General features: G+C 68.3%; 24 protein-coding genes and 1 pseudogene. 13 read left to right on the top strand and 12 right to left on the bottom strand.

Annotated features, from left to right (window positions below):
• Positions 1–297 precede the first annotated feature (297 nt).
• From fumC to DPR14_RS19095, 3 genes and pseudogenes are all read left to right on the top strand, one after another.
• A pseudogene (gene fumC, locus DPR14_RS19105) lies at positions 298–1,697 on the top strand (class II fumarate hydratase).
• A gap of 111 nt (positions 1,698–1,808) precedes the next feature.
• Complete coding sequence (locus tag DPR14_RS19100; protein ID WP_158046569.1) at positions 1,809–2,057, top strand: ribbon-helix-helix domain-containing protein; 249 nt, start codon at positions 1,809–1,811, stop codon at positions 2,055–2,057.
• Positions 2,054–2,770 carry a DUF599 domain-containing protein gene (locus DPR14_RS19095; RefSeq protein ID WP_158046568.1) on the top strand — a complete coding sequence of 239 codons (717 nt, stop codon included), beginning with the start codon at positions 2,054–2,056 and terminating at the stop codon, positions 2,768–2,770. The genes DPR14_RS19100 and DPR14_RS19095 overlap by 4 nt, the downstream gene beginning before the upstream one ends.
• A gap of 12 nt (positions 2,771–2,782) precedes the next feature.
• Here DPR14_RS19095 and DPR14_RS19090 read toward each other — a convergent pair whose 3' ends face one another.
• The 3 genes from DPR14_RS19090 to DPR14_RS19080 all read right to left on the bottom strand — a co-directional run bounded on the left by DPR14_RS19090 (position 2,783) and on the right by DPR14_RS19080 (position 3,886).
• On the bottom strand, positions 2,783–3,115 hold the full coding sequence (locus tag DPR14_RS19090; RefSeq protein WP_192499032.1) for a TSUP family transporter: 333 nt from the start codon (positions 3,113–3,115) through the stop codon (positions 2,783–2,785).
• Positions 3,112–3,639 carry a TSUP family transporter gene (locus DPR14_RS19085; protein WP_158046566.1) on the bottom strand — a complete coding sequence of 176 codons (528 nt, stop codon included), beginning with the start codon at positions 3,637–3,639 and terminating at the stop codon, positions 3,112–3,114. Before DPR14_RS19085 ends, DPR14_RS19090 begins: the two co-directional genes overlap by 4 nt.
• A gap of 64 nt (positions 3,640–3,703) precedes the next feature.
• Positions 3,704–3,886 (bottom strand): DUF1192 domain-containing protein, encoded by a 183-nt coding sequence (locus tag DPR14_RS19080; RefSeq protein WP_158046565.1) that lies wholly within the window; start codon positions 3,884–3,886, stop codon positions 3,704–3,706.
• Positions 3,887–4,041: 155 nt separating this feature from the next.
• On the opposite strand from DPR14_RS19080, the gene DPR14_RS19075 reads away from it, so the two are divergent.
• The 3 genes from DPR14_RS19075 to DPR14_RS19065 all read left to right on the top strand — a co-directional run bounded on the left by DPR14_RS19075 (position 4,042) and on the right by DPR14_RS19065 (position 6,531).
• Positions 4,042–5,049, top strand: coding sequence for an NAD(P)H-quinone oxidoreductase (locus DPR14_RS19075; RefSeq protein WP_158046564.1), 1,008 nt, complete (start codon positions 4,042–4,044; stop codon positions 5,047–5,049).
• A 144-nt stretch (positions 5,050–5,193) separates the two neighbouring features.
• Positions 5,194–5,898 carry a DUF1013 domain-containing protein gene (locus DPR14_RS19070; protein WP_158046563.1) on the top strand — a complete coding sequence of 235 codons (705 nt, stop codon included), beginning with the start codon at positions 5,194–5,196 and terminating at the stop codon, positions 5,896–5,898.
• Positions 5,899–5,904: 6 nt separating this feature from the next.
• A complete protein-coding gene (locus DPR14_RS19065) occupies positions 5,905–6,531 on the top strand; it encodes a UbiX family flavin prenyltransferase (RefSeq protein WP_158046562.1) in 627 nt (208 codons plus the stop codon).
• Positions 6,532–6,565: 34 nt separating this feature from the next.
• Here DPR14_RS19065 and DPR14_RS19060 read toward each other — a convergent pair whose 3' ends face one another.
• The 3 genes from DPR14_RS19060 to DPR14_RS19050 form a co-directional block, all read right to left on the bottom strand.
• A complete protein-coding gene (locus tag DPR14_RS19060) occupies positions 6,566–6,868 on the bottom strand; it encodes a hypothetical protein (RefSeq protein WP_158046561.1) in 303 nt (100 codons plus the stop codon).
• Between the two features lie 125 nt (positions 6,869–6,993).
• Positions 6,994–7,521 carry a TIGR02444 family protein gene (locus DPR14_RS19055; RefSeq protein ID WP_192499030.1) on the bottom strand — a complete coding sequence of 176 codons (528 nt, stop codon included), beginning with the start codon at positions 7,519–7,521 and terminating at the stop codon, positions 6,994–6,996.
• Entirely contained in the window at positions 7,514–8,599 is a 1,086-nt protein-coding gene (locus DPR14_RS19050) for an ATP-dependent 6-phosphofructokinase (protein ID WP_158046559.1), read from the bottom strand. Before DPR14_RS19050 ends, DPR14_RS19055 begins: the two co-directional genes overlap by 8 nt.
• Positions 8,600–8,797: 198 nt before the next feature.
• Here DPR14_RS19050 and DPR14_RS19045 point away from each other — a divergent pair, with 198 nt between their 5' ends.
• From DPR14_RS19045 to DPR14_RS19035, 3 genes are all read left to right on the top strand, one after another.
• On the top strand, positions 8,798–8,998 hold the full coding sequence (locus DPR14_RS19045; protein ID WP_158046558.1) for a YdcH family protein: 201 nt from the start codon (positions 8,798–8,800) through the stop codon (positions 8,996–8,998).
• 142 nt (positions 8,999–9,140) lie between these two features.
• Positions 9,141–9,608, top strand: coding sequence for a 5-(carboxyamino)imidazole ribonucleotide mutase (gene purE / locus DPR14_RS19040; RefSeq protein ID WP_158048230.1), 468 nt, complete (start codon positions 9,141–9,143; stop codon positions 9,606–9,608).
• Positions 9,605–10,702 carry a 5-(carboxyamino)imidazole ribonucleotide synthase gene (locus tag DPR14_RS19035; RefSeq protein ID WP_158046557.1) on the top strand — a complete coding sequence of 366 codons (1,098 nt, stop codon included), beginning with the start codon at positions 9,605–9,607 and terminating at the stop codon, positions 10,700–10,702. The genes purE and DPR14_RS19035 overlap by 4 nt, the downstream gene beginning before the upstream one ends.
• Positions 10,703–10,804: 102 nt before the next feature.
• On the opposite strand, the gene DPR14_RS19030 is transcribed toward DPR14_RS19035, so the two are convergent.
• On the bottom strand, positions 10,805–11,467 hold the full coding sequence (locus DPR14_RS19030; protein WP_246148341.1) for a DUF2189 domain-containing protein: 663 nt from the start codon (positions 11,465–11,467) through the stop codon (positions 10,805–10,807).
• Between the two features lie 261 nt (positions 11,468–11,728).
• On the bottom strand, positions 11,729–11,911 hold the full coding sequence (locus tag DPR14_RS19025; RefSeq protein WP_158046555.1) for a DUF4169 family protein: 183 nt from the start codon (positions 11,909–11,911) through the stop codon (positions 11,729–11,731).
• 260 nt (positions 11,912–12,171) lie between these two features.
• Here DPR14_RS19025 and DPR14_RS19020 point away from each other — a divergent pair, with 260 nt between their 5' ends.
• From DPR14_RS19020 to DPR14_RS19010, 3 genes are all read left to right on the top strand, one after another.
• Positions 12,172–15,411, top strand: coding sequence for an AsmA family protein (locus tag DPR14_RS19020; RefSeq protein ID WP_192499029.1), 3,240 nt, complete (start codon positions 12,172–12,174; stop codon positions 15,409–15,411).
• A 112-nt stretch (positions 15,412–15,523) separates the two neighbouring features.
• On the top strand, positions 15,524–16,306 hold the full coding sequence (locus DPR14_RS19015; protein WP_158046553.1) for a 3-hydroxybutyrate dehydrogenase: 783 nt from the start codon (positions 15,524–15,526) through the stop codon (positions 16,304–16,306).
• A gap of 103 nt (positions 16,307–16,409) precedes the next feature.
• Positions 16,410–16,709, top strand: a complete 300-nt coding sequence (locus DPR14_RS19010) for an HNH endonuclease (RefSeq protein ID WP_246148339.1) — start codon at positions 16,410–16,412, stop codon at positions 16,707–16,709.
• Positions 16,710–16,748: 39 nt separating this feature from the next.
• On the opposite strand, the gene DPR14_RS19005 is transcribed toward DPR14_RS19010, so the two are convergent.
• Positions 16,749–16,955, bottom strand: coding sequence for a hypothetical protein (locus DPR14_RS19005; protein ID WP_158046552.1), 207 nt, complete (start codon positions 16,953–16,955; stop codon positions 16,749–16,751).
• A 286-nt stretch (positions 16,956–17,241) separates the two neighbouring features.
• Here DPR14_RS19005 and DPR14_RS19000 point away from each other — a divergent pair, with 286 nt between their 5' ends.
• Positions 17,242–17,856 (top strand): PAS domain-containing protein, encoded by a 615-nt coding sequence (locus DPR14_RS19000; RefSeq protein WP_158046551.1) that lies wholly within the window; start codon positions 17,242–17,244, stop codon positions 17,854–17,856.
• Positions 17,857–17,877: 21 nt separating this feature from the next.
• Here DPR14_RS19000 and DPR14_RS18995 read toward each other — a convergent pair whose 3' ends face one another.
• The 3 genes from DPR14_RS18995 to DPR14_RS18985 all read right to left on the bottom strand — a co-directional run bounded on the left by DPR14_RS18995 (position 17,878) and on the right by DPR14_RS18985 (position 19,439).
• Positions 17,878–18,480, bottom strand: a complete 603-nt coding sequence (locus DPR14_RS18995) for a hypothetical protein (protein ID WP_158046550.1) — start codon at positions 18,478–18,480, stop codon at positions 17,878–17,880.
• Between the two features lie 171 nt (positions 18,481–18,651).
• The gene (locus DPR14_RS18990) at positions 18,652–19,116 is read right to left on the bottom strand and encodes an RrF2 family transcriptional regulator (RefSeq protein ID WP_158046549.1); all 465 of its coding nucleotides are present in this window, start codon (positions 19,114–19,116) and stop codon (positions 18,652–18,654) included.
• A 98-nt stretch (positions 19,117–19,214) separates the two neighbouring features.
• Entirely contained in the window at positions 19,215–19,439 is a 225-nt protein-coding gene (locus DPR14_RS18985; protein WP_158046548.1) for a hypothetical protein, read from the bottom strand.
• Between the last annotated feature and the right edge of the window lie 6 nt (positions 19,440–19,445).

Here is a 19,445-nt window from a genome sequence, read left to right as displayed (position 1 = left end):
GCGGGATAATGAACCGCCGGAGATTGGAAGCCCAGCCGGTGAATCGCCGCTCGGGCAGTCCGAGCGTCTGCTCCTTCCGCTTGGCGCCCCCGTGCCGAGCGCGATGGTACCTCAAAAGGCCGAAGCCGAGATAGATCTACCAGCATACTGTCAATCTCAAACTGGTGACAGCCCAACCGCCCGGGTGCGGCATAAGCTGACCCGGCCCCGCCGCCGCTCCCTCGCCGCTTGTTCCGGGGCGAGGCTGTGGTAAAACCCCGGTCAATCGACGACACCATCTCCCGGGGGAACCAGTCCATGGCCGACAAGCCAGCGTTTCGCACCGAATCCGACAGTTTCGGTCCCATCGAAGTACCGGCCGACCGCTACTGGGGGCGCAGACCCAGCGGTCGCTGCAGAACTTCAAGATCGGCGGCGAGCGCATGCCGGCTCCCTTGGTCCGGGCCCTGGGCATCCAGAAGAAGGCCGCGGCGATGGCCAACATGTCGCTCGGCGTGCTGGACGCCAAGATCGGCCAAGCCATGCTCGACGCGGCGGAGGAGGTGATCGACGGCACGCTGATCGACCATTTCCCGCTGGTCGTCTGGCAGACCGGCTCCGGCACCCAGACCAACATGAACGCCAACGAGGTGATCTCGAACCGCGCGATCGAGATCCTGGGCGGCGAGATGGGCTCCAAGAAGCCGGTCCATCCCAACGACCACGTCAACATGGGCCAGTCGTCCAACGACAGCTTCCCGACCGCCATGCACATCGCCGCGGTCGAGCAGGTCCACCACGAGCTGGTGCCGTCGCTGGAGCACCTGCATTCGGCCCTCGACGCCAAGGCGAAGGAATTCGCGGAGATCGTCAAGATCGGCCGCACCCACCTCCAGGACGCGACGCCGCTGACCCTCGGCCAGGAATTCTCGGGCTACGCGACCCAGGTCGCCTACGGCATCGAGCGGGTCAAGGCCATGCTGCCGCGCCTGCTGCAGCTGGCCCAGGGCGGTACCGCGGTCGGCACCGGCCTGAACGCCAAGAAGGGCTTCGCCGAGGATTTCGCGAAGAACGTGGAGCAGATCACCGGCCTGCCCTTCGTCACCGCGCCGAATAAGTTCGAGGCGCTGGCCGCCCACGACGCGCTGGTGGAAGGCTCGGGCGCCCTCAACACCGTCGCGGTGTCGCTGTTCAAGATCGCCAACGACATCCGCCTGCTGGGGTCCGGCCCGCGCTGCGGCATCGGCGAGATCAGCCTGCCGGAGAACGAGCCCGGCTCGTCCATCATGCCGGGCAAGGTCAACCCGACCCAGTCCGAAGCCATGACCATGGTCTGCGCCCACGTCATGGGCAACCACACCGCGGTCACCTTCGCCGGCGCCAACGGCCATTTCGAGCTGAACGTCTTCAAGCCGGTCATCATCTACAACTTCCTGCAGTCGGTCCGCCTGCTGGCCGACGCGGCGCGCAGCTTCACCGACAACTGCGTGATCGGGATCGAGGTCAACATCGACCGCGTGACCAAGCTGATGAACGAGTCGCTGATGCTGGTGACCGCGCTCAACCCGCATATCGGCTACGACAACGCCGCCAAGATCGCCAAGAAGGCGCACAAGGAAGGCACCACCCTGGTCGAGGCCGGCGTGGCGCTCGGCCTGCTGACGCCGGAGCAGTTCGACCAGTGGGTCCGCCCGCTGGACATGATCGGCCCGCGCTGACGGCACTTCCAGCCGCCCGCCGGCGTCTCCTCAGGACAGGGGAGGGGGCCGGCGGGCGGCACCCTCCGGCATCCCTGGCCGGCATCCCTGGCCGGCAATCCTGGAAGGTTCATGGACAGCGCGATCAGGAAACGTTCGGTCACCATCGCCGGGCATTCGACCAGCGTTTCGCTCGAAGCCGCCTTCTGGGACGCGCTCAAGGACATCGCGGCCGACCGGGGCGTTTCGGTCAACGCCCTGATCGAAGCGATCGACGAGGGCCGTTCCGGCAACCTGTCCAGCGCCATCCGGGTCTTCGTCCTCGCCGAAATCTCCAGGCCCCGGCTTCCCGATGGGTCCCGGCTCCTCGAAGGGCAATGATGCCGCAAGACGTCTCGATGCTCGACTTCGCCGCATTAGGCCTGTTCCTGACCGCGTGGTGCGGCTACACCCTGGTCATGGACCATCTCGCCAGCAGCCTCTGGGGCGTCAACCAGCACCTCAAGCTGCTCCGGGGCGAGTGGATGCGCCGGATGCTGGACCGCGAGAACCGGATCATGGACACCGCCCTGGTCGGGCACACCATCCATTCCGTGACCTTCTTCGCCTCCACCTCGATGCTGGTGCTGGCCGGCCTCGTCGGGTTGCTCGGCTCGGTCGACGCGGCGCATGGCATGCTCAGCCAGTTCAGCTTCGCCAGCCCGGTCAGTCGCGAGTTCTTCGAGTTGAAGATCCTGCTGCTGTTCGGCATCTTCATCTTCGGCTTCATGAAGTTCACCTGGGCGATCCGCCAGTACAACTACTGCTGCGCCATGATTGGCAGCGCGCCCATGCCGCCGCTGGCCACGGTCGACCGCGACGCCTATGCGGAGGAGATCGGCACCGTCCTGAGCCTGGCCGGCGCCAGCTTCAACGGCGGGCTGCGGGCCTATTACTTCGCGCTGGCGGCGCTGACCTGGTTCATCGGTCCGTACCTTTTCATGGCCGCCACCCTGTGGGTCGTCATGATCCTGCTTCGCCGCCAGTTCATCTCCCGGACCTTCGGCGCGATGCACCGCCACGCCGAGAAACTTCAGGACGGGGACGGGCATTAGATGCGCGGCGGATCACCGGTTCTCGGGCCGGAGCGGCACCGCCGACCTTTTCGCCACGCCTCTCAGCATCTTGATCGAGGAAACCGCCAGGATCAGCCCCAGCGCCAGCTTGAGCATCCCGGCAGGCAGGATACCGACCAGTCCGGCGCCGGCGACGGCGCCGACAGCCGACCCGGCCGCCATGGGAGCGGCGACGTCCACCAGGGGGTCGCGGCTCCGGTAGGCTCCCTGGCGCCAGTACCGGACCACCCCGACCAGCACGGTGGGCAGGCTGATGATCAGGCTGGCGGTGCCTGCCGTCTTCACGTCAGCACCGAAGACGAAGATGAAGGTGGGTATGATCAACTCGCCGCCGGCCACCCGAGCAGGCTGCTGACCATGCCGATGGCGACCCCGGCGGCGATGCCGGTCGCGATCCGCAGCGGGGCGACATCCGGGAGCCCGACCGAAAATCCGACGGGAAGCACCGCCTCGACCAGCAGCAGCGCGGCGATGCCGGCCAGGAGACCGCTGACCAGAAGGATCAGGGATCGCTCGGAAAGCCGGCCGAGCAGGCCCGTGCCGAACCAGGCCGCCGCCACGGCCCCGGCCGCCACCGCCAGGATCTCCCCCGTCAGCGGACCGAGCGCCGGGAACGACGCGAAGGCGAACCGGGCCGCCAGGGACACGATCACCGTCGCCAGGCTGATCAGCAGGTTGAACCGGACGGCCTGATGGATCGGGAAGGCGAACAGGCCATGAAGGACCGGGAGCCGGAACTCCGCGCCACCCAGGCCGATCAGTCCGCCCAGCACGCCGATAGCGCCGCCGAGTCCGAATGCCCGGGCGCGCAGTGGGCCCTTGGGGCCTTGGGGATCCGAGTCGCTCATCACGCTGGGATACAGCGATCTCCGGTCCGCCGCAATGCGTCCGATTGGCCGGCCGCAGGCGCGCCTACTTCTTGAAGAAGGCCTCGGCGCCGCTGCGGTGCGCCTGCTTGGCGGAGATGGCGCCTTCGGCCCGCTCGATCTCGCCCTGCAACATGGCGATGTAGTCGCGCAGTTCGTCGACGGACATCACCGTCAGGTCCTTCTTGGCCACCGGTTTCTTCGCCGGCTCCAGGTCTTCCAGGTTCATCGCTCGTCCTCCCGCTTCGCTTGGTCCAGGGGCGCCCGGGGGCGGTCCGGGGTAAATCAGGATGCGCCACTCCCGAGTCCGCTTGTAACGACCTTCCCCGAGGGGTACATGTGCAATCTATCCCGCAATCGATCGAAGCCTACAAGAGGAAGCCCATGGCCTCCGCCCTGCCGCACACCATGACCGCGATCGAGATTACCGCCCCCGGCGGTCCCGACGTGCTGCGACCGACGACCCGACCGGTTCCCCAGCCCGGACCGGGCGAGGTGCTGATCCGTGTCTCGGCGGCCGGCGTCAACCGCCCGGACGTGCTCCAGCGCCAGGGGGCCTATCCGCCGCCGCCCGGCGCCTCCGACCTGCCCGGCCTGGAAGTGGCCGGCGAGGTGGCGGCGGTCGGCTCAGGCGTGACGGAATTCCAGGTCGGCCAGCAGGTCTGCGCCCTGACGCCGGGCGGCGGCTATGCGGAATTCTGTGTGACGCCCGCTCCCCAGGTGCTGCCCATTCCCAAGGGGCTGAGCCTGACCGAGGCCGGCGGCGTGCCGGAAACCTACTTCACCGTCTGGACCAACGTGTTCGACCGCGGGCGCCTCGCGGAGGGCGAATCCCTGCTGATCCACGGGGGCTCCAGCGGCATCGGGACGACGGCCATCCAGCTGGGCAGGGCGTTCGGCGCGCGGGTCTTCGCGACCGCCGGCAGCGCCGACAAGTGCCAGGCGTGCGAACGGCTGGGCGCCGACCGGGCGATCAACTACAAGACCGAGGACTATGCCGCCGTGGTCAAGGAGCTGACCGGCGGCAAGGGCGTCGACGTCGTCCTTGACATGGTCGGCGGCGATTATGTCCAGCGCGACATAGACTGCATGGCGCCCGACGGCCGGCATGTCAGCATCGCCTTCCTGGGCGGCTCCAAGGTCACGCTGAACATGACGCCCGTGATGATCAAGCGCCTGACCCTGACCGGCTCGACCCTGCGGCCGCGCACGGTGGCGGACAAGGGCCGGATCGCCGCGTCCCTGCTGGAGAAGGTCTGGCCGCTGATCGAGGCGGGCAAGGTCAAGCCGCTGATCCACCGGACCTACCCGTTCCGCGAGGCGGCGGCGGCCCACGCGCTGATGGAGACCAGCAGCCATATCGGCAAGATCGTCCTGACCTTCGACGCCTGAGTTGAAGCGCCGGACGCGCCCCAAGTACAGATATAGACCATCGACGACCAATCTGCTCGCCGACGCTGTCCCGACCCCCTATATTCTTTATCAAGGGTCGCGCTTGCGTAACGACGAGCCAGCCAGAGAGTTTCCGGAGGACCGATGCCCCTGCCATTGATGCCGAAAGCGACCGCCGTCTGGCTGGTCGAGAATACCGCGCTCACCTTCCAGCAGATCGCAGCCTTCTGCGGCCTTCATTCGCTGGAGATCAAGGCGATCGCCGATGGCGAGGTGGCGGTCGGCATGGTCGGGCTCGACCCGATCGCCAACGGCCAGCTCTCCAAGGAAGAGATCGAGCGGTGCGAGAAGGACCCCGACGCCAAGCTCCGGCTGCTGGTCCAGGATCTGCCGCAGCCGGTTTCCCGCTCCAAGGGACCCCGCTACACCCCGGTGACCAAGCGCGGCGACAAGCCGGACGCCATCGCCTGGATCGTCAAGCAGTTCCCCGATCTATCCGACGCCCAGGTCAGCCGCCTGATCGGCACGACCAAGCCGACCATCGCCGCCGTGCGCGACCGGACCCACTGGAACACGCCCAACATCAAGCCGCGCAGCCCCGTGCTCCTGGGCCTGTGCACCCAGCGCGAGCTGGAGGAGGCGATCGCCACCATCCGCCGTCCGGGCGGCGCCCCGGTGGCCATGGCGGACGAGGAGGGCGAGGATCAGGAGTACGAGGGCGAAGGCGGTGCCGCCTCCGGCTTCACCGACGAGACCGCTGCCGCCGGGCACGATGACGACGATCACGACCGCGGCCGCGACAAGTATGCCGGCGGCTACGGTTCCGACCTGGACGAGACGGTAGACTGATCCGCCATGGATGACATCGCCGCCGGCCGGCCGCTCCGCCTCATCGTCGGAATCAGCGGAGCGTCCGGCGTGATGTACGGCGTCCGCCTGTTGGAGGCGCTGAACCGGCTCGGAGTCGAGTCCCACCTGGTGATGAGCCGGTCGGCGGAAGTCACCCTGGCCTGCGAGACGGACTTGAAGGTCGCCGACGTCCGCGCCCTCGCGACCGTCGCCTATCCCATCCAGGACATCGGCGCCGCGATATCCAGCGGCAGTTTCCGGACCTTGGGCATGGTGGTCGCGCCGTGCTCGATCCGGACCATGAGCGAGATCGCCACCGGCGTCACCTCGACGCTGCTGACCCGGGCGGCGGACGTCGTCCTGAAGGAGCGCCGCCGCCTCGTCCTGATGGTCCGGGAAACGCCGCTCCATCTCGGCCATCTGCGCACCCTGGTGTCGCTCGCCGAGATGGGCGCCGTCATCGCCCCACCGGTCCCGGCCCTCTATGCCCGCCCGGACTCGGTGGACGCCCTGATCGACCACACCGTGGGCCGGGTCCTCGACATGTTCGACCTGGATGCCGGCCTCGTCCGCCGCTGGGGCGAACCGGTGGAGGAGGGCGGAGTCAGGCGCGGGCGGTCACCCGCGCCCTGAACGGCGGTCTGCTCCGGATCGCGGGGAGCGCTGCCTATACCGCCCGTCCGGCGTGGCGAAGCGCCGCGCGGGCCAGGGCCTTGGGCTCCGGGCAGAACTCGCCGTCGATCTGGAAGCTTTGGATCCATTCAGCCAGGTGATCGAGCGCGTCGCGCGGCGGGATGCGCATCAGGTGCTGGGCGGTCTCGCCGGGGTCCACGTGGCAGCGGCCGAACAGCGTCGCCACCGTCACCGTAGATCCCGCCGCCTCGTATCCCAGTTCGAACTTCAGCAGGCGCCGGGCGCGTTCCTCGACGGTCGGAGTGCAGCCTTTGAGTGTGAATATGAGTTCCATCATCGCGCCGGTGCTTTCTCTGAAGAAATCGGCCCGCCCGCATCCATTGCAGTTCCTTGACAGGATAGACGCTACGGCTTCGATATCTTCAGGAAACTCTTTGGCGAGCCCAAAGTTCGATGGCGACACTAAAGTTCGATGGCGACACCAATTGAATATGCTGTCCCGGCAACGGCGTGCAGTACTGCCCGGCTTTCCTCCTCCAGGCCCGGCGCCACAAGCTCCAGGTTGGCGAGCACCAGCTCCGGCGTGGCCCGCCCCCGGAACTTCGCGGGGCCGGGCAGGCGGCCGGCCAGTTCTTCCAGCTCGATCCGCTCCGCCTCGATCTCGATCGCCTGGATCCTGGCGCGCAGTTCCCCCGTCCGCCCGGTCGGGGCCGGCGGCGGACCCTGCTTCAATCGGCGCCTGACCGCCCGCAGCGGGCGGACCACCTCGCCGTGCCAGGCTTCGACCGCCGCCCGGGCCGCCGCCAGGTCCTGCGCCGACAGGGCGATGCCGCGCGCGGCTCCAGCCCACGCCGCGAACAGCAGGACCGTCACGTCGCATCCGTGCCGGTCCTGGAGCATCAGGCAATGCTCGGACACGCCCGGCCGGCCATAGAGCGCCAGCGCGAAACGCCAAAGTTCCGCCGCCGGGCTCTCTCCGCCGTCAGTCACCAAGGCATATGCCCAGGCCGCGCGCGGTCTTGACCAGCGCGCCGTCCAGCTCGACCGCCTGGTAGCGGGCGATGGCATCCTCGATCGAGACGTCGATCACCTCGCGGTTCGACCAGGCGACCATGCGGTCGAACTTGCCCTCGGCGATCAGGTCGACCGCATGGACCCCGAAGGCCGAGGCGATCAGCCGGTCGCGCGGGCTGGGCATGCTGCCGCGCTGGACATGGCCCAGCACCGTCACGCGAGTCTCGGCGCCCGTGGCGGCCGCGATCTGCTCGCCGATATAGTTGCCGATGCCGCCGAAACGCTTCTCGCCGCCCTGGTATTCCTTCTGGATTTCCTTGCCCTCGGTGGTCTTCACGGCCTCCGACACCACGACCAGCGCGAAGTTGCGGCCCTGGTTGCGGACCTGCCGGATCTTGTCGGCGATGCGGTCCATCCGGAACGGGATCTCCGGGATCAGGATCACGTCCGCGCCGCCGGCGATGCCGGCCGCCAGCGCGATGTGCCCGGCGTCGCGGCCCATCACCTCCAGCACCATGACGCGGGCATGGCTGGCCGCCGTCGGCTGGAGCCGGTCCAACGCCTCGGTCGCGACCGCGACGGCGGTGTCGTAGCCGACCGATACCTCGGTCAGGCCAAGGTCGTTGTCGATCGTCTTGGGCACGCCGACCAGGTTCATGCCGCACTGCTGCGCCAGCTTCCGCAGGATCGCGAAGCTGCCGTCGCCGCCGATGCCGATCAGCGCGTCCAGGCCCATCTCCCGGTAGCCGCCGGCGATCTCGGCGCTGCGGTCCTTGACCGTCCCGTCCGACATGGGGAAGGCGAACGGATCGCCCCGGTTGGTGGTGCCCAGGATCGTCCCGCCCTGGCGCATCATGGAGCTTCCGACCATGTCCAGGTCGAGCACCTCGTACTGGACCGGCCGGGACAGCAGCCCCATGGTGCCTTCCTTGATCCCTATCACCTGCCATCCATAGGTCAGCGTCGCCCGGTAGACCACCGCGCGGATCACCGCGTTGAGACCCGCGCAGTCGCCGCCGCTGGTCAGGATGCCGATGCGCTTTTCACCCTTCATGTCCGCCCGTCTTTCGCTGTGACCGGTGTCGAGGCCCCATATAAGGGCAAGGGCAGTGTTACCAAACAGCGCCAATGCCGCAACCACCCATGCAAGGCTCTCACGGGTGGCGTGGAATTCTGTTATAACGCGCCCTCGACATCCCGGCCCGGATCGGTCCGGGCGGCCCCGGCTTTGCACGAAGATGCGTACCTACCGATGAATGAACAGGAAATATTGCAGCAGAAGCTGGCGTCGCTTCGCAGCGAGCACCGTGACCTCGACGATGTGATCGCCCGCATCGGCGAGCAGGCCCCCTTCGACCAGCTCCAGATCCAGCGGTTGAAGAAACGCAAGCTGCTGCTCAAGGACCAGATCGCCCGCCTGGAAAGCCGCCTGCTGCCCGACATCATCGCCTGACGGGCCGGGGCGGGCTTGCCCCGCGGTACCGTGTTCCTATAATCGCCGCTTTGAAACTTCGAGCATCGGGCCGCCCACAGTGACCAGCGCCAACGCAACACCGATCCCCGATTCCGCCCCGGCGCCGCTGGTCGGCATCATCATGGGCAGCCAGTCCGACTGGCCGACCATGAAGCACGGCGCCGACGTCCTCGACGCGCTCGGCGTTCCGTTCGAGGCCCGCATCGTCTCGGCCCACCGCACGCCGCGGCGCCTCTACGAATACGCCGCGGGCGCCCGGGACCGCGGCATCAAGGTGATCGTGGCCGGGGCCGGCGGCGCCGCCCACCTGCCGGGCATGGCGGCCGCGATGACACCGCTGCCGGTGTTCGGCGTTCCGATCGAGAGCCACTCGCTGAAAGGCATGGACAGCCTGCTGTCGATCGTCCAGATGCCCGGCGGCATTCCCGTCGGAACGCTGGCCATCGGCAAGCCGGGCGCCATCAACGCGGCCCTGCTGGCGGCGGCCGTCCTGGCGCTGTCCGACGGGACCATCGCCCGGGCGCTCGACGCCTGGCGGGAGCGGCAGACCGGCGCCGTGTCCGAAGCGCCGGCCGAGATCGCGCCATGACCGGCGGAAGCGTGCGGACCGTCGCTCCGGGCGGCACCATCGGCATGCTCGGCAGCGGCCAACTCGGCCGGATGACGGCGCTGGCCGCCGCCCGGCTGGGCTACAGGACCCACGTCTATTCGCCCGACTCGGACAGCCCATGCGCCCAGGTCTCGGCCGCGGAGACCGTCGCCGGCTACGGCGACCACGAGGCGCTGGCCCGGTTCGCCCGCTCGGTCGACGTGGTCACGCTGGAGTGGGAGAACATCCCGGTCCAGACCGTCGCCTTCCTCGCCAAGTTCGTCCCGGTCCATCCCGGCCCCGGCGTGCTCGCCATCGCCCAGGACCGCCTGCTGGAGAAGGACTTCGTCAACCGCCTCGGCATCGCCACCGCTCCCTGGCGGCCGGCCCGCTGCCCCGGCCAGGCCGCCTCCGCCGTGCAGGAGATCGGGACGCCCTGCGTGATGAAGTCGGCCCGCATGGGCTATGACGGCAAGGGGCAGGTGAAGCTGACCGGCGACGTGGCGCCGGTCGATGCCTGGAAGGGCATCGGCGCCGTGGACGCCATCGTGGAGGGATTCGTCGACTTCGCGCTGGAGGTCTCGGTGATCGTCGCGCGGGGACAGGACGGCGCCATGGCGGCCTACCCCGCGGTCGAGAACCGGCACGCCGACCATATCCTGGACGAGACGATCGCGCCCGCCGCGATTGCGCCGGAGATAGCGGAGGAGGCCGGGCGGATCGCCTGCCGGATCGCCGAGGCGCTCCAGTTCGTCGGCGTCCTGGCGGTGGAGATGTTCGTCACCCCGGACGGGGCGGTCCTGGTCAACGAGCTGGCGCCCCGTCCGCACAATTCCGGCCACTGGACCATCGACGCCTGCGCCACCAGCCAGTTCGAGCAGCTGGTCCGCGCCGTCTGCGGCCTTCCCCTCGGATCGGTCGAGCGCACCGCGGACGCCGTGATGAAGAACCTGATCGGCTCCGACGTGGACCAATGGCAGGCGCTCCTGGCCGAACCCGGCGCCCGGCTTCATCTCTACGGAAAGGCGGAGGCGCGCCCCGGCCGCAAGATGGGCCATGTGACGCGCCTCGTACCGTTCGGGTCCCTGAAGTAAATCCGACCTTGCGGCTTATCGCTGGCGGGTGCCGCTCCGCTCCGACCGACTTCTGCGGAGCGGAGCGGCACCTTGGCCGGTCGATGCTTTATGCCGCCGGTATCAGTCGCCGACGATGTCCTTGTAGGCATGCCAGCTGGCGTGGGCGATCAGCGGCAGCGCCAGCGCGAGGCCGATGAAGGCGGTGGCGAGCCCGGCCGCGGTGAACAGGACGATCAGCCCGCCCCAGCCGGCCATGGTCTTCCAGTTCTTCACGACGCCGGTGATGCTGGTGGTGATGGCGGTGAACAGGTCGGTGTCGCGGTCCAGCAGCATCGGGATCGAAAGGGCGGTGACCGCGAAGACGACCGAAGCGATCACGCCGCCGATGGCCGAGCCGACGATCAGGAACATGATGCCCTGCTCGGTGAAGAAGACGGTGTTGACGAAACCTTCCAGGGTCGGCGGCTGGTAGCTGAAGAACAGGGCGAACACCAGCAGGGCTACCCGGACCCAGAACAGCAGCATCAGCATCAGCGCCAGCCCGATGCCGGCGATCTGGCCGGCGTTGCGGCCATAGGCGCGGAAGGCATCACTCAGTCGGGCGGGCCGTCCCTCGCCATGCAGCCGGCTGACCTCGTAGAGGCCGACCGCGACGATCGGCCCCACCAGCATGAAGCCGGCGACCAGCGGCAATACCAAGTAGAAGAGACCGACCGAAGAGAGTCCGAGGACGAGCATATAGCTGACGGCCACCAGGGCGATGCCGTAGCTCAGACTGACCATGGGCGCGCGGCTGAAATCGTCCCATCCCGCGGAAAGCCATGCCCAGGGACGATCCAGGCTTACGGATCGGATCTGCGGAACTGCGGATGCGTGAGACGAGCCGGCGTGCGAGCCGTTCGAATTATTGTGAGCGTAAGTCATGGTGGCCTCCCCAAAAGCCCACACTGGGCAGCGATCTGCGACAATGTAGCGCATTTTACCTTTGGGGTAAGAGCGAATCTTTCACGACGCCGCGATTCCGCAAACTTAGCTTTCCGTTAACTAGACAGGGTCGTCTATTTTCTTTCCTTCCAGGTCCTTCGCCCGGCGCGCCGCCTCGTCCTTCTCGCGGGCGCGCTGCTCGCGCGTGCGGCCATGCTTCGCCCGGTTGGCCGCCGCCTGGGCTTCCCGTTCGCTCTTCTCCCGCGCCTTGCGGAAGCGGTTCAGATTGACGACGTCTCCCATCGCATGGTCCCGCCCTGTTGGTTGACTTTGCCTACGAATTGCCTTGCGTAAGCCGAAATCGCGACATGGAGCAATGGTGGTTTGCTTAAACACGCCTGCTTCTTTAGCTTAGCGCAGGTATCCGGTCCCGCAAACTGGCCCAATCGGGCGGTAATGGGGTAGGACCGGTATCGATGGTACGAACGGCGCCCTCTCGGCAGCACCATGACCGGACCCTGGTGCCCCGGGCCACTGGAACGAATGGTATCGGCGGACCCCTCGTGAAGAAGCTTCTCATCGGATTCCTGGCCGTTCTGCTGCTGGTCGTCGGCGCCGTCCTCGTGATTCCCAGCCTGATCGACTGGAACAGCTACAAGGTGGACATCGCCGAGCGGATCAGCGCCGCCACCGGCCGCGCGGTCACCCTGGACGGCGACATCGACCTGGCCCTGCTGCCCCGGCCGACCCTGTCGGTGGCGGGTGCCCGGCTCGCCAGTCTGCCCGGCGCCGTGGAGCCGGACATGGCGCGTCTGCGCAAGCTGGACGTCCGAGTCGCCTTCATGCCGCTTCTGAGCGGGCGCATCCAGGTGCAGAGCATCGCGCTGATCGAGCCGGTGATCGCGCTGGAGGTGATGCGCGATGGCCGGCGCAATTGGGAGTTCACCCCGACCGGAAACGCGGCCCTCCCGTCGAACCGCTTCGCCGAGGCGGTCCAGCTCGACAAGGTCACGATCGAGAACGGCACCGTCGTCTATCGCGACGCGACGGCCGCCATCCACGAGCGCGTCGAGTCGGTCGATGCCCAGATCGTCGCGGGCAGCCTGGTCGGCCCGTTCCAGGTCCAGGGCTCGGTGCTGGCGCGCGGCGTCCCGCTCGCGGTCGAGCTGACCGCCGGCCGGATGGGGGAGGGCGGCGCGCTGCCCGTCCGGGTGGCGTTGCGCCAGCCGGACGCCGCCGGCACCCTGCGGTTCGCCGGCATCGTCATCACCGGGGCGGAGGCGCGGGTCCAGGGCGATCTCCGGGCCGAGGGGCCGGACCTGCTCCCGGCCGCATCGGCGGCGCTCAAGGCTGCCGGGGAGCCGCCGTCGGACGAACTGCCGGGAGTGTTGCGCCAGCCTTTCAATCTGCGCACCGCGGTCAACGCGTCGACCCGGCTGGTCGAGCTGAACGGCATCGAGCTTCAGGTCGGCGACACCCGCGGCACCGGCGCGCTCAAGTACCTGCCCGCCGGGGCTTCCGCCCAGGGTTCCGTCCAAGGACCCGCCCAGGGGGAGCTGGCCCTGACCTTCAACCGTTTCGACCTGGACAGCTGGGCGGCCCTGGGGGGCGAGGGCGCGCCGGCCTTCCGGCTGCCCGCCGGGCTCCAGGGCAAGCTGACGCTGAACATCGACGCTCTCAGCTATCGCGGCAACATCGTCCGGCAGGCGCGGATGGATGCCGGCCTCGACAAAGGTTCCATGACGCTGCGCCGGCTTTCGGCCCTGCTGCCGGGCGGCGCCGACGTCGCGGTCACGGGCACCCTCGTGGCCGAACGCGGGCTGCCCGTCGTGGATGTATCGGTCGATGCCAACGCCGACAATCTGAGGGCGCTGCTGGAGTGGCTCGGCTACTCGGTCGACCGCGTCCCGGCCGACCGCCTGCGCAAGTTCTCTCTGACCAGCCGTCTGATCGGCCGGCCCGACAATTTTCAGTTCGCCGGTCTGGATCTCAGGATCGATACCTCCCGGATGATCGGCGGCATCGCCTATGTCGACCGCGGCCGCCCGGGTTTCGGCGCCCGGCTGGAGATCGACCGCCTCAACCTGGACGCCTACGCGCCCGACCTCACCGGGGTGACCGACACCGGCGAGGTCCATGTCCGGCCGGAGGGTGTCGCCCGGCCCGATTTCGCCGGGTGGCTCGAAGGTTTCGACGCCAACCTGAACGCCGAGATCGGCACCCTCACCCTATCGGGTGTCCCGGTCCAGCAGGCCGGCTTCGACGGCACCCTGTCGAACGGGTCGCTGTCGGTCCGCCAGTTCCGCGCGGCCGACGCCGCCGGCATCTCCGGCACGGTCCAGGGCGGCATCAGGAAGCTGAAGCCGCTCGACGACATCGACCTGTCGGTCGATCTCAGGGCCGGCTCCCTGGTCCCGTTCAGCCGCGCCTTTCCGGCGGCATGGCCGGCGGCGCTGCCGGCCGACCGCCTGGGCGAGGCGACCCTGAAGGGCAGGGTGGCGGGCGACCCGGAGCGGCTGGCGCTCGACCTGACCTTCGCCGGCGGCGGCGGGTCCGTCCAGGCGGGCGGCAGCCTGAGCCAGGTCGCGACCGCGCCGAACTACGACCTCAAGGTCCGGGCCACCCATCCGGACGCCGCTCGGCTCGTCCAGCTGTTCGCGCCGGACTGGCGCCCGGCCGGCACCCTCGGCGCGTTCGACGTCTATGCCGAGGTGGCGGGGTCCGAATCCGCGCTGTCGCTGTCGGCGATCCAGGGCATGGCCGGGCCGGTCAGCGTCCAGGGCGAAACCACCATCGACCTCGCGGGCGAGCGGGCCGTCATCGACGCCCGGCTCCAGACCGGGGAGATCGTGATCGACCAGTTCCTCCAGGCATCCTCCCGCGCCCTGATGGTCCCGTCGCTGATCCAGCCGGCTCTGGCGGCGGAAGGGGCGCTGTGGTCCGACGCCCCGCTCTCCCTGGACTGGCTTCGGGCCGCCGACGGCAAGCTGGCGCTGACTTCCCGGGCGATCGTCCAGGGGAGCCGGCGCCTGGCGGACCCCGCCGTCCGCGCCCGGCTGGAAGGCGGCACCCTGACCGTCGAACAGCTCGACGGCAGCGCCTTCGGTGGGCAGGTCGGACTGTCCGGCAGCCTGACGGCGGCGCCAGACACGCCTCCGCGGGTCTCGGCCAAGCTGTCGGTCGTCGATGCCGACCTGTCCCGGCTCCGCGACGGGCCGGCCGGAGTCGACGTCACGGACGGCATCCTCAACCTCGATCTGGATCTTGAGACCACCGGCGTCAGCCCCGCCGCCCTCGTCGCCGCCCTCGGCGGCTCCGGCAGGGTGGTGGTACGGGAAGGCACCCTCTCGGGAATCGACCTGGAGCGCGCCCTGGCCGCGGCGGCCGGTGCCGACAAGCCGAAGCAGGCGCTCGACCAGCTCGCCCGGGCGATGGCCGGCGGCGAAAGCCCCTTCGACCGGCTTGCCGGGACTGTCGAGGTCGAACAGGGCGTGATCCGATCGGGCGATCTCGCCGTGACAGCGCCGAACGCCGACGTCACCGGCCGCGGTTCGGCCAGCCTGACCGACCGGTCGATCGACCTGGCCCTCGACGTCAAGCTGGTCGCCGATCCCGAGCTGCCCGCCTTCGGCCTGACCCTCGCCGGACCCCTGGACCGCCCGCGCCGCAGCCTCGACACCGGGGCGCTGGCCGAGACCCTGGAACGCCGGGCCGCGGAGTCGAGCCGGCGCAAGGCCGCCGACGCCCGCCCGCTGCCGCCCGACAGCGTGATCGTCCCGGTGGAGCCGGCATCGCCCCGATGATCCTTCGCCGGTGCTCGGACGTTTAGGAAGGCGCGCTCAGCGAAGTGCTTGGCCTGTTCCGCACCAGCGTCTATCACTCCTGTCGCAGCCTCGCCCTCGAAGGAGATCAACAATGCTTAAAGGCAAGACCGCCGTCGTCACCGGCTCCACCAGCGGCATCGGCCTCGGCATCGCCGAGGCTCTGGCGGCCAAGGGGGCCGACGTGATGCTGAACGGCTTCGGCGACGCCGACGCCATCGCCACCCTGACGAAGGGCATCGCCGACCGGTTCGGCGTCAAGGTCGGCTATGACGGCGCCGACATGAGCAAGCCCGACCAGATCAAGGGGCTGATCGACCACGCCACCGGCGAGCTCGGCAAGGTCGACATCCTGGTCAACAACGCCGGCATCCAGTTCACCGCCCCGGTCGAGGAGTTCCCGGCCGAACGCTGGGAAGCGGTCATCGCGATCAACCTGTCCGCGGTCTTCTACGGTGCCCATTACGCCCTGCCGCAGATGAAGCAGCGCGGCTGGGGCCGGATCATCAACATCGCGTCGGCCCACGGTCTCGTCGCCAGCGTCAACAAGTCGGCCTATGTCGCCGCCAAGCACGGCGTCATCGGCCTCAGCAAGGTGATCGCGCTGGAGAACGCGGAGACCGGCATCACCTCCAACTCGATCTGCCCGGGCTGGGTGCTGACGCCGCTCGTGCAGAAGCAGATCGACGCCCTGGCCGAACGCAAGGGCCTGAGCGGCGAGGAAGCGGCACGCGACCTGCTGGGAGAGAAGCAGCCGTCCAAGCGGTTCGTGACCCCGGAGCAACTGGGAGAGCTCGCGGTGTTCCTGTGTTCCGACGCCGCCGGCAACATGACCGGCGCCGCCCTGTCGATGGACGGCGGATGGACGGCGCAATAGCCGTTCCGCATCACGCTCCGGGAGGAGGCGCCCCGGGCGCCTTCACCGGGGAGTGGGCTGGTCATTCCTGAAGCCGGCCTGATCCGGTCGTGAGGATCCGGCCGTGGTAACGAAGGAAAAGGAGGCCGGGGCGATCTGTCCGCTCTGCGGCCGTCCGCTGGTGCCCGGACCCAGCGTGAACCTTCACCATCTGGTGCCGCGGACCTACAAGGGGACGGAGACGGTAGCCCTTCACAGGATCTGCCATGCCAAGATCCACACGGTGCTGAGCGAGAAGGAACTGCGCGACCAGTACCACACGGTGGATCGGCTGCGGGAGCATCCGGAAATCGCCCGCTTCGTCCGCTGGGTCGCCCGCAAGCCGCCGACCTTCATGGCGAAGCACCGGGCCGGGCGCCGCTGATCGCGGTCCCGGCCCGTCGCTCATTCCGCTGCCGAAGAATCAATCGTCGGGGTTGGTCCTGGGACGCAGGCACTCGGGCTGCTGGCTTCCGGGCGGGCACATCACCTGGTCGGTACCGAGCCCGTTGGTCGAGGTGCCGGCGGGTGAGGTGGCCGGCGGATCGGATCGGCCCATCATGTTGTCGCTACAGCCGGCCAGGGCCAGCAGCAGGACTGCCCCGGTTGCAAAACGCGAAATCGTGTTCATGGGTTTTCTCCTGTTCGCATTTGCTTTTTGAAATGTCTTGCGGCGATCCTGCGGGCCCCGGTCGCTTAAAAACGAACAGGGCTTGCCGCAACATGTTCCGGCAGGAGTTTCCCACCGGCAGATTCTGCCCGGCCGGCTGTGCCCCGGCGGCCGGTTCCGTATGCCTCGCAATAAAGGTCACATCTTTGGAACAGGCGGTTTGGCCGGAACTCCTCCTATTGGCATACTTCGTGCTTTGGATGAGAGTGCCAGGAAGGTCCCTGGCGTCCATACCGGCGAGGCCCCGATGTCCATTGCGCAAACTGTCACGGCTCAGTTGGAGCGGTTCTACAGCGAACCTTCCGTCGCCAACCCCGTGGCGGCCGCCGGGATCTGCGACGGCTTCTCCTGGAACCTGAGCAGCTACTATCCGGGCGACCAGCGCCTCTGGTGCATGTACGAGCTTTGGCTGAGCCACCAGCAGGCGCACGATCACCTGCCGGTCTGGTCCCTCGACATCGTGCCGGAGCTGGGTCCCTGGCTGCCCGACATGTTCGAGGTCAAGTTCACCGATGCCGGAGCCTGCCTCAGCCGCTTCGGAGCCGGCCTGGTCCGGACCCTCGGGGTGGATCTGTCCGGCCGCCAGCTCGGCGGCGGCCTCCTGGGACCGGGCAGCGAACGTCTCGAGAGCGATTGCCAGAAGGTCCGCGCGACCGGCCAGGTCATCTGGTCCGACGACGAGTTGCGCCGGCGGGGTGCCGCGCCGGTGGTCTGCGAACGGCTGCTGCTTCCCTTCGCGGACGCCGAGGGCCGGGTCTCGCGGATTGTCGGCTCCCTGTTCCTTCAGGGGTTCGGCCTCGCCCCCGGCTGGCTGGGCACCATCACCCGATTCATCACCGTCAGGAGCACCATGCTGGACTGAGCGCGCTGTCCTGGACGCCGTCTACTTTCCCTGCTCGACCTGGCCGTCCTTGACCCTTCGAAGCACGCCGTCGATCGTCTTCAGGACCTTGCCGTCCGATACCCGCGAGAACTTGAGGTCCAGGCCATGGGGCGCCAGCGTCCGTTCATAGGTCTGGATCTCGTAGCCGCCTTCGTCCGTGATCAGCAGCGCCTGGACGGTCAGCGTATCGTTTTCGAGATTTGCCCACAGGTAGGGCTCGCCCGCCATAGGGTCCAGAGGCGTGAAGTGGCCGAACATGTTGCGCCGCTGCGCCGCCCTGAAGATGCCCTGCCGCTGGGTCGGCTCGAACGCGACCGAATAGGTCTGCTGCTTCGTCTTGCCGTCCATCCGCCGCGTGATCGTGGTCCAGTCCAGGGAGAAACCATCGTTTCCATAAGGCTTGATGGTCACGGCAAGGTCACGCTCGTTGAGCCCCTGGTCGGCCAGCGAGATGCTTTGGCCGACATAGTCGCCCATGAACTGGTGAAGCTTTCCCGTTTCACCGGCGCCGGCGCTTCCGGACTGCACTGCCAGCGCCGCTACGAGCATGAGTCCGAGCACGAGTGCCCGGAGAACCGAAGGCCGCTGGTGTTTCCGCTGCATGACCTGCACTCCCGCACGAATGCCCCCGTGCCATGGCCGGTCGCCGGGCGACCAGCCATGGCACGGAGCATCTCAAACTCAGAATGCATTGAACATGGTGTATCGGGTGTCGTCACGAAAGCTCCAAGCCCCGGAGTCTGGAAACAGTGGGAAACCGATCGCGGGGAGCGTTCAGGCGGGGGAGGCGGCCGTCTCCTCGCCCGGCAGCGTCCCGGTCGCCTGCCGGTGCTTCAGACCGTCTTCCAGCGAGCAATTGTCCAGGATGTCCGCCGTGGCATCCCGGACCCGCTGCATCAGCCAACGGACCGAGCAGGTCTCCGCGTCGGTGCAGTCCTCGCAGGGGCGAAAACCGCTCCGGCTGGCGCAGGGCAGGGGCGCCAGCGGGCCGTCCACGATCCGGATAACCTCGCCGAAGGAGATCGCGGCCGCCGGCTTGGCCAGGCGATAGCCGCCGTTCTTCCCTCGGCGGCTGTCCAGCAGGCCGCGCTTGCGCAGGTCCACCAGGATCGCTTCCAGGAACTTGCGCGGAACATTCTCCCGTTCGGCGATGTCGGCGATCATGACCAGGTCGTCCTCCGGGCGCTCCGCCAGCATCAGGAGGGCGCGGAGGGCGTACTTGGCTTTCTGGGAAAGCATGGGGGAGGGTGCCGCCGGGGCCGGAAGGTGGAAACGGGAAAAGGTGTCCCTGCGGGATGTCGGACCAGGGACCGGCCAGTCAAGGCCGGAGCCGAAAATCAGACCAGCAGATCCAGGTACATGCCCCGACGGTAATAGGAGGGCAAGGTCAGGATGCCGTCGACCATCAGGCTGGCCAACTGCTTCAGGCTGGGGACGCGCCCGGCATGGACCCGCTTGCTCCGCGGCTCCTCGACAGGGCGGCCAGCCGGTGTGCGGCCGCTGCCGGAGTCGCTGCGGACGGGAAGATTCGTATTCGGACCGGTGGGGCGTGTGTCAACCATGTCAAA

The organism is Skermanella pratensis (assembly GCF_008843145.1).
In the GTDB taxonomy this organism is placed as follows: domain Bacteria; phylum Pseudomonadota; class Alphaproteobacteria; order Azospirillales; family Azospirillaceae; genus Skermanella; species Skermanella pratensis.
This window is presented reverse-complemented; position numbering and strand designations above follow the sequence as displayed.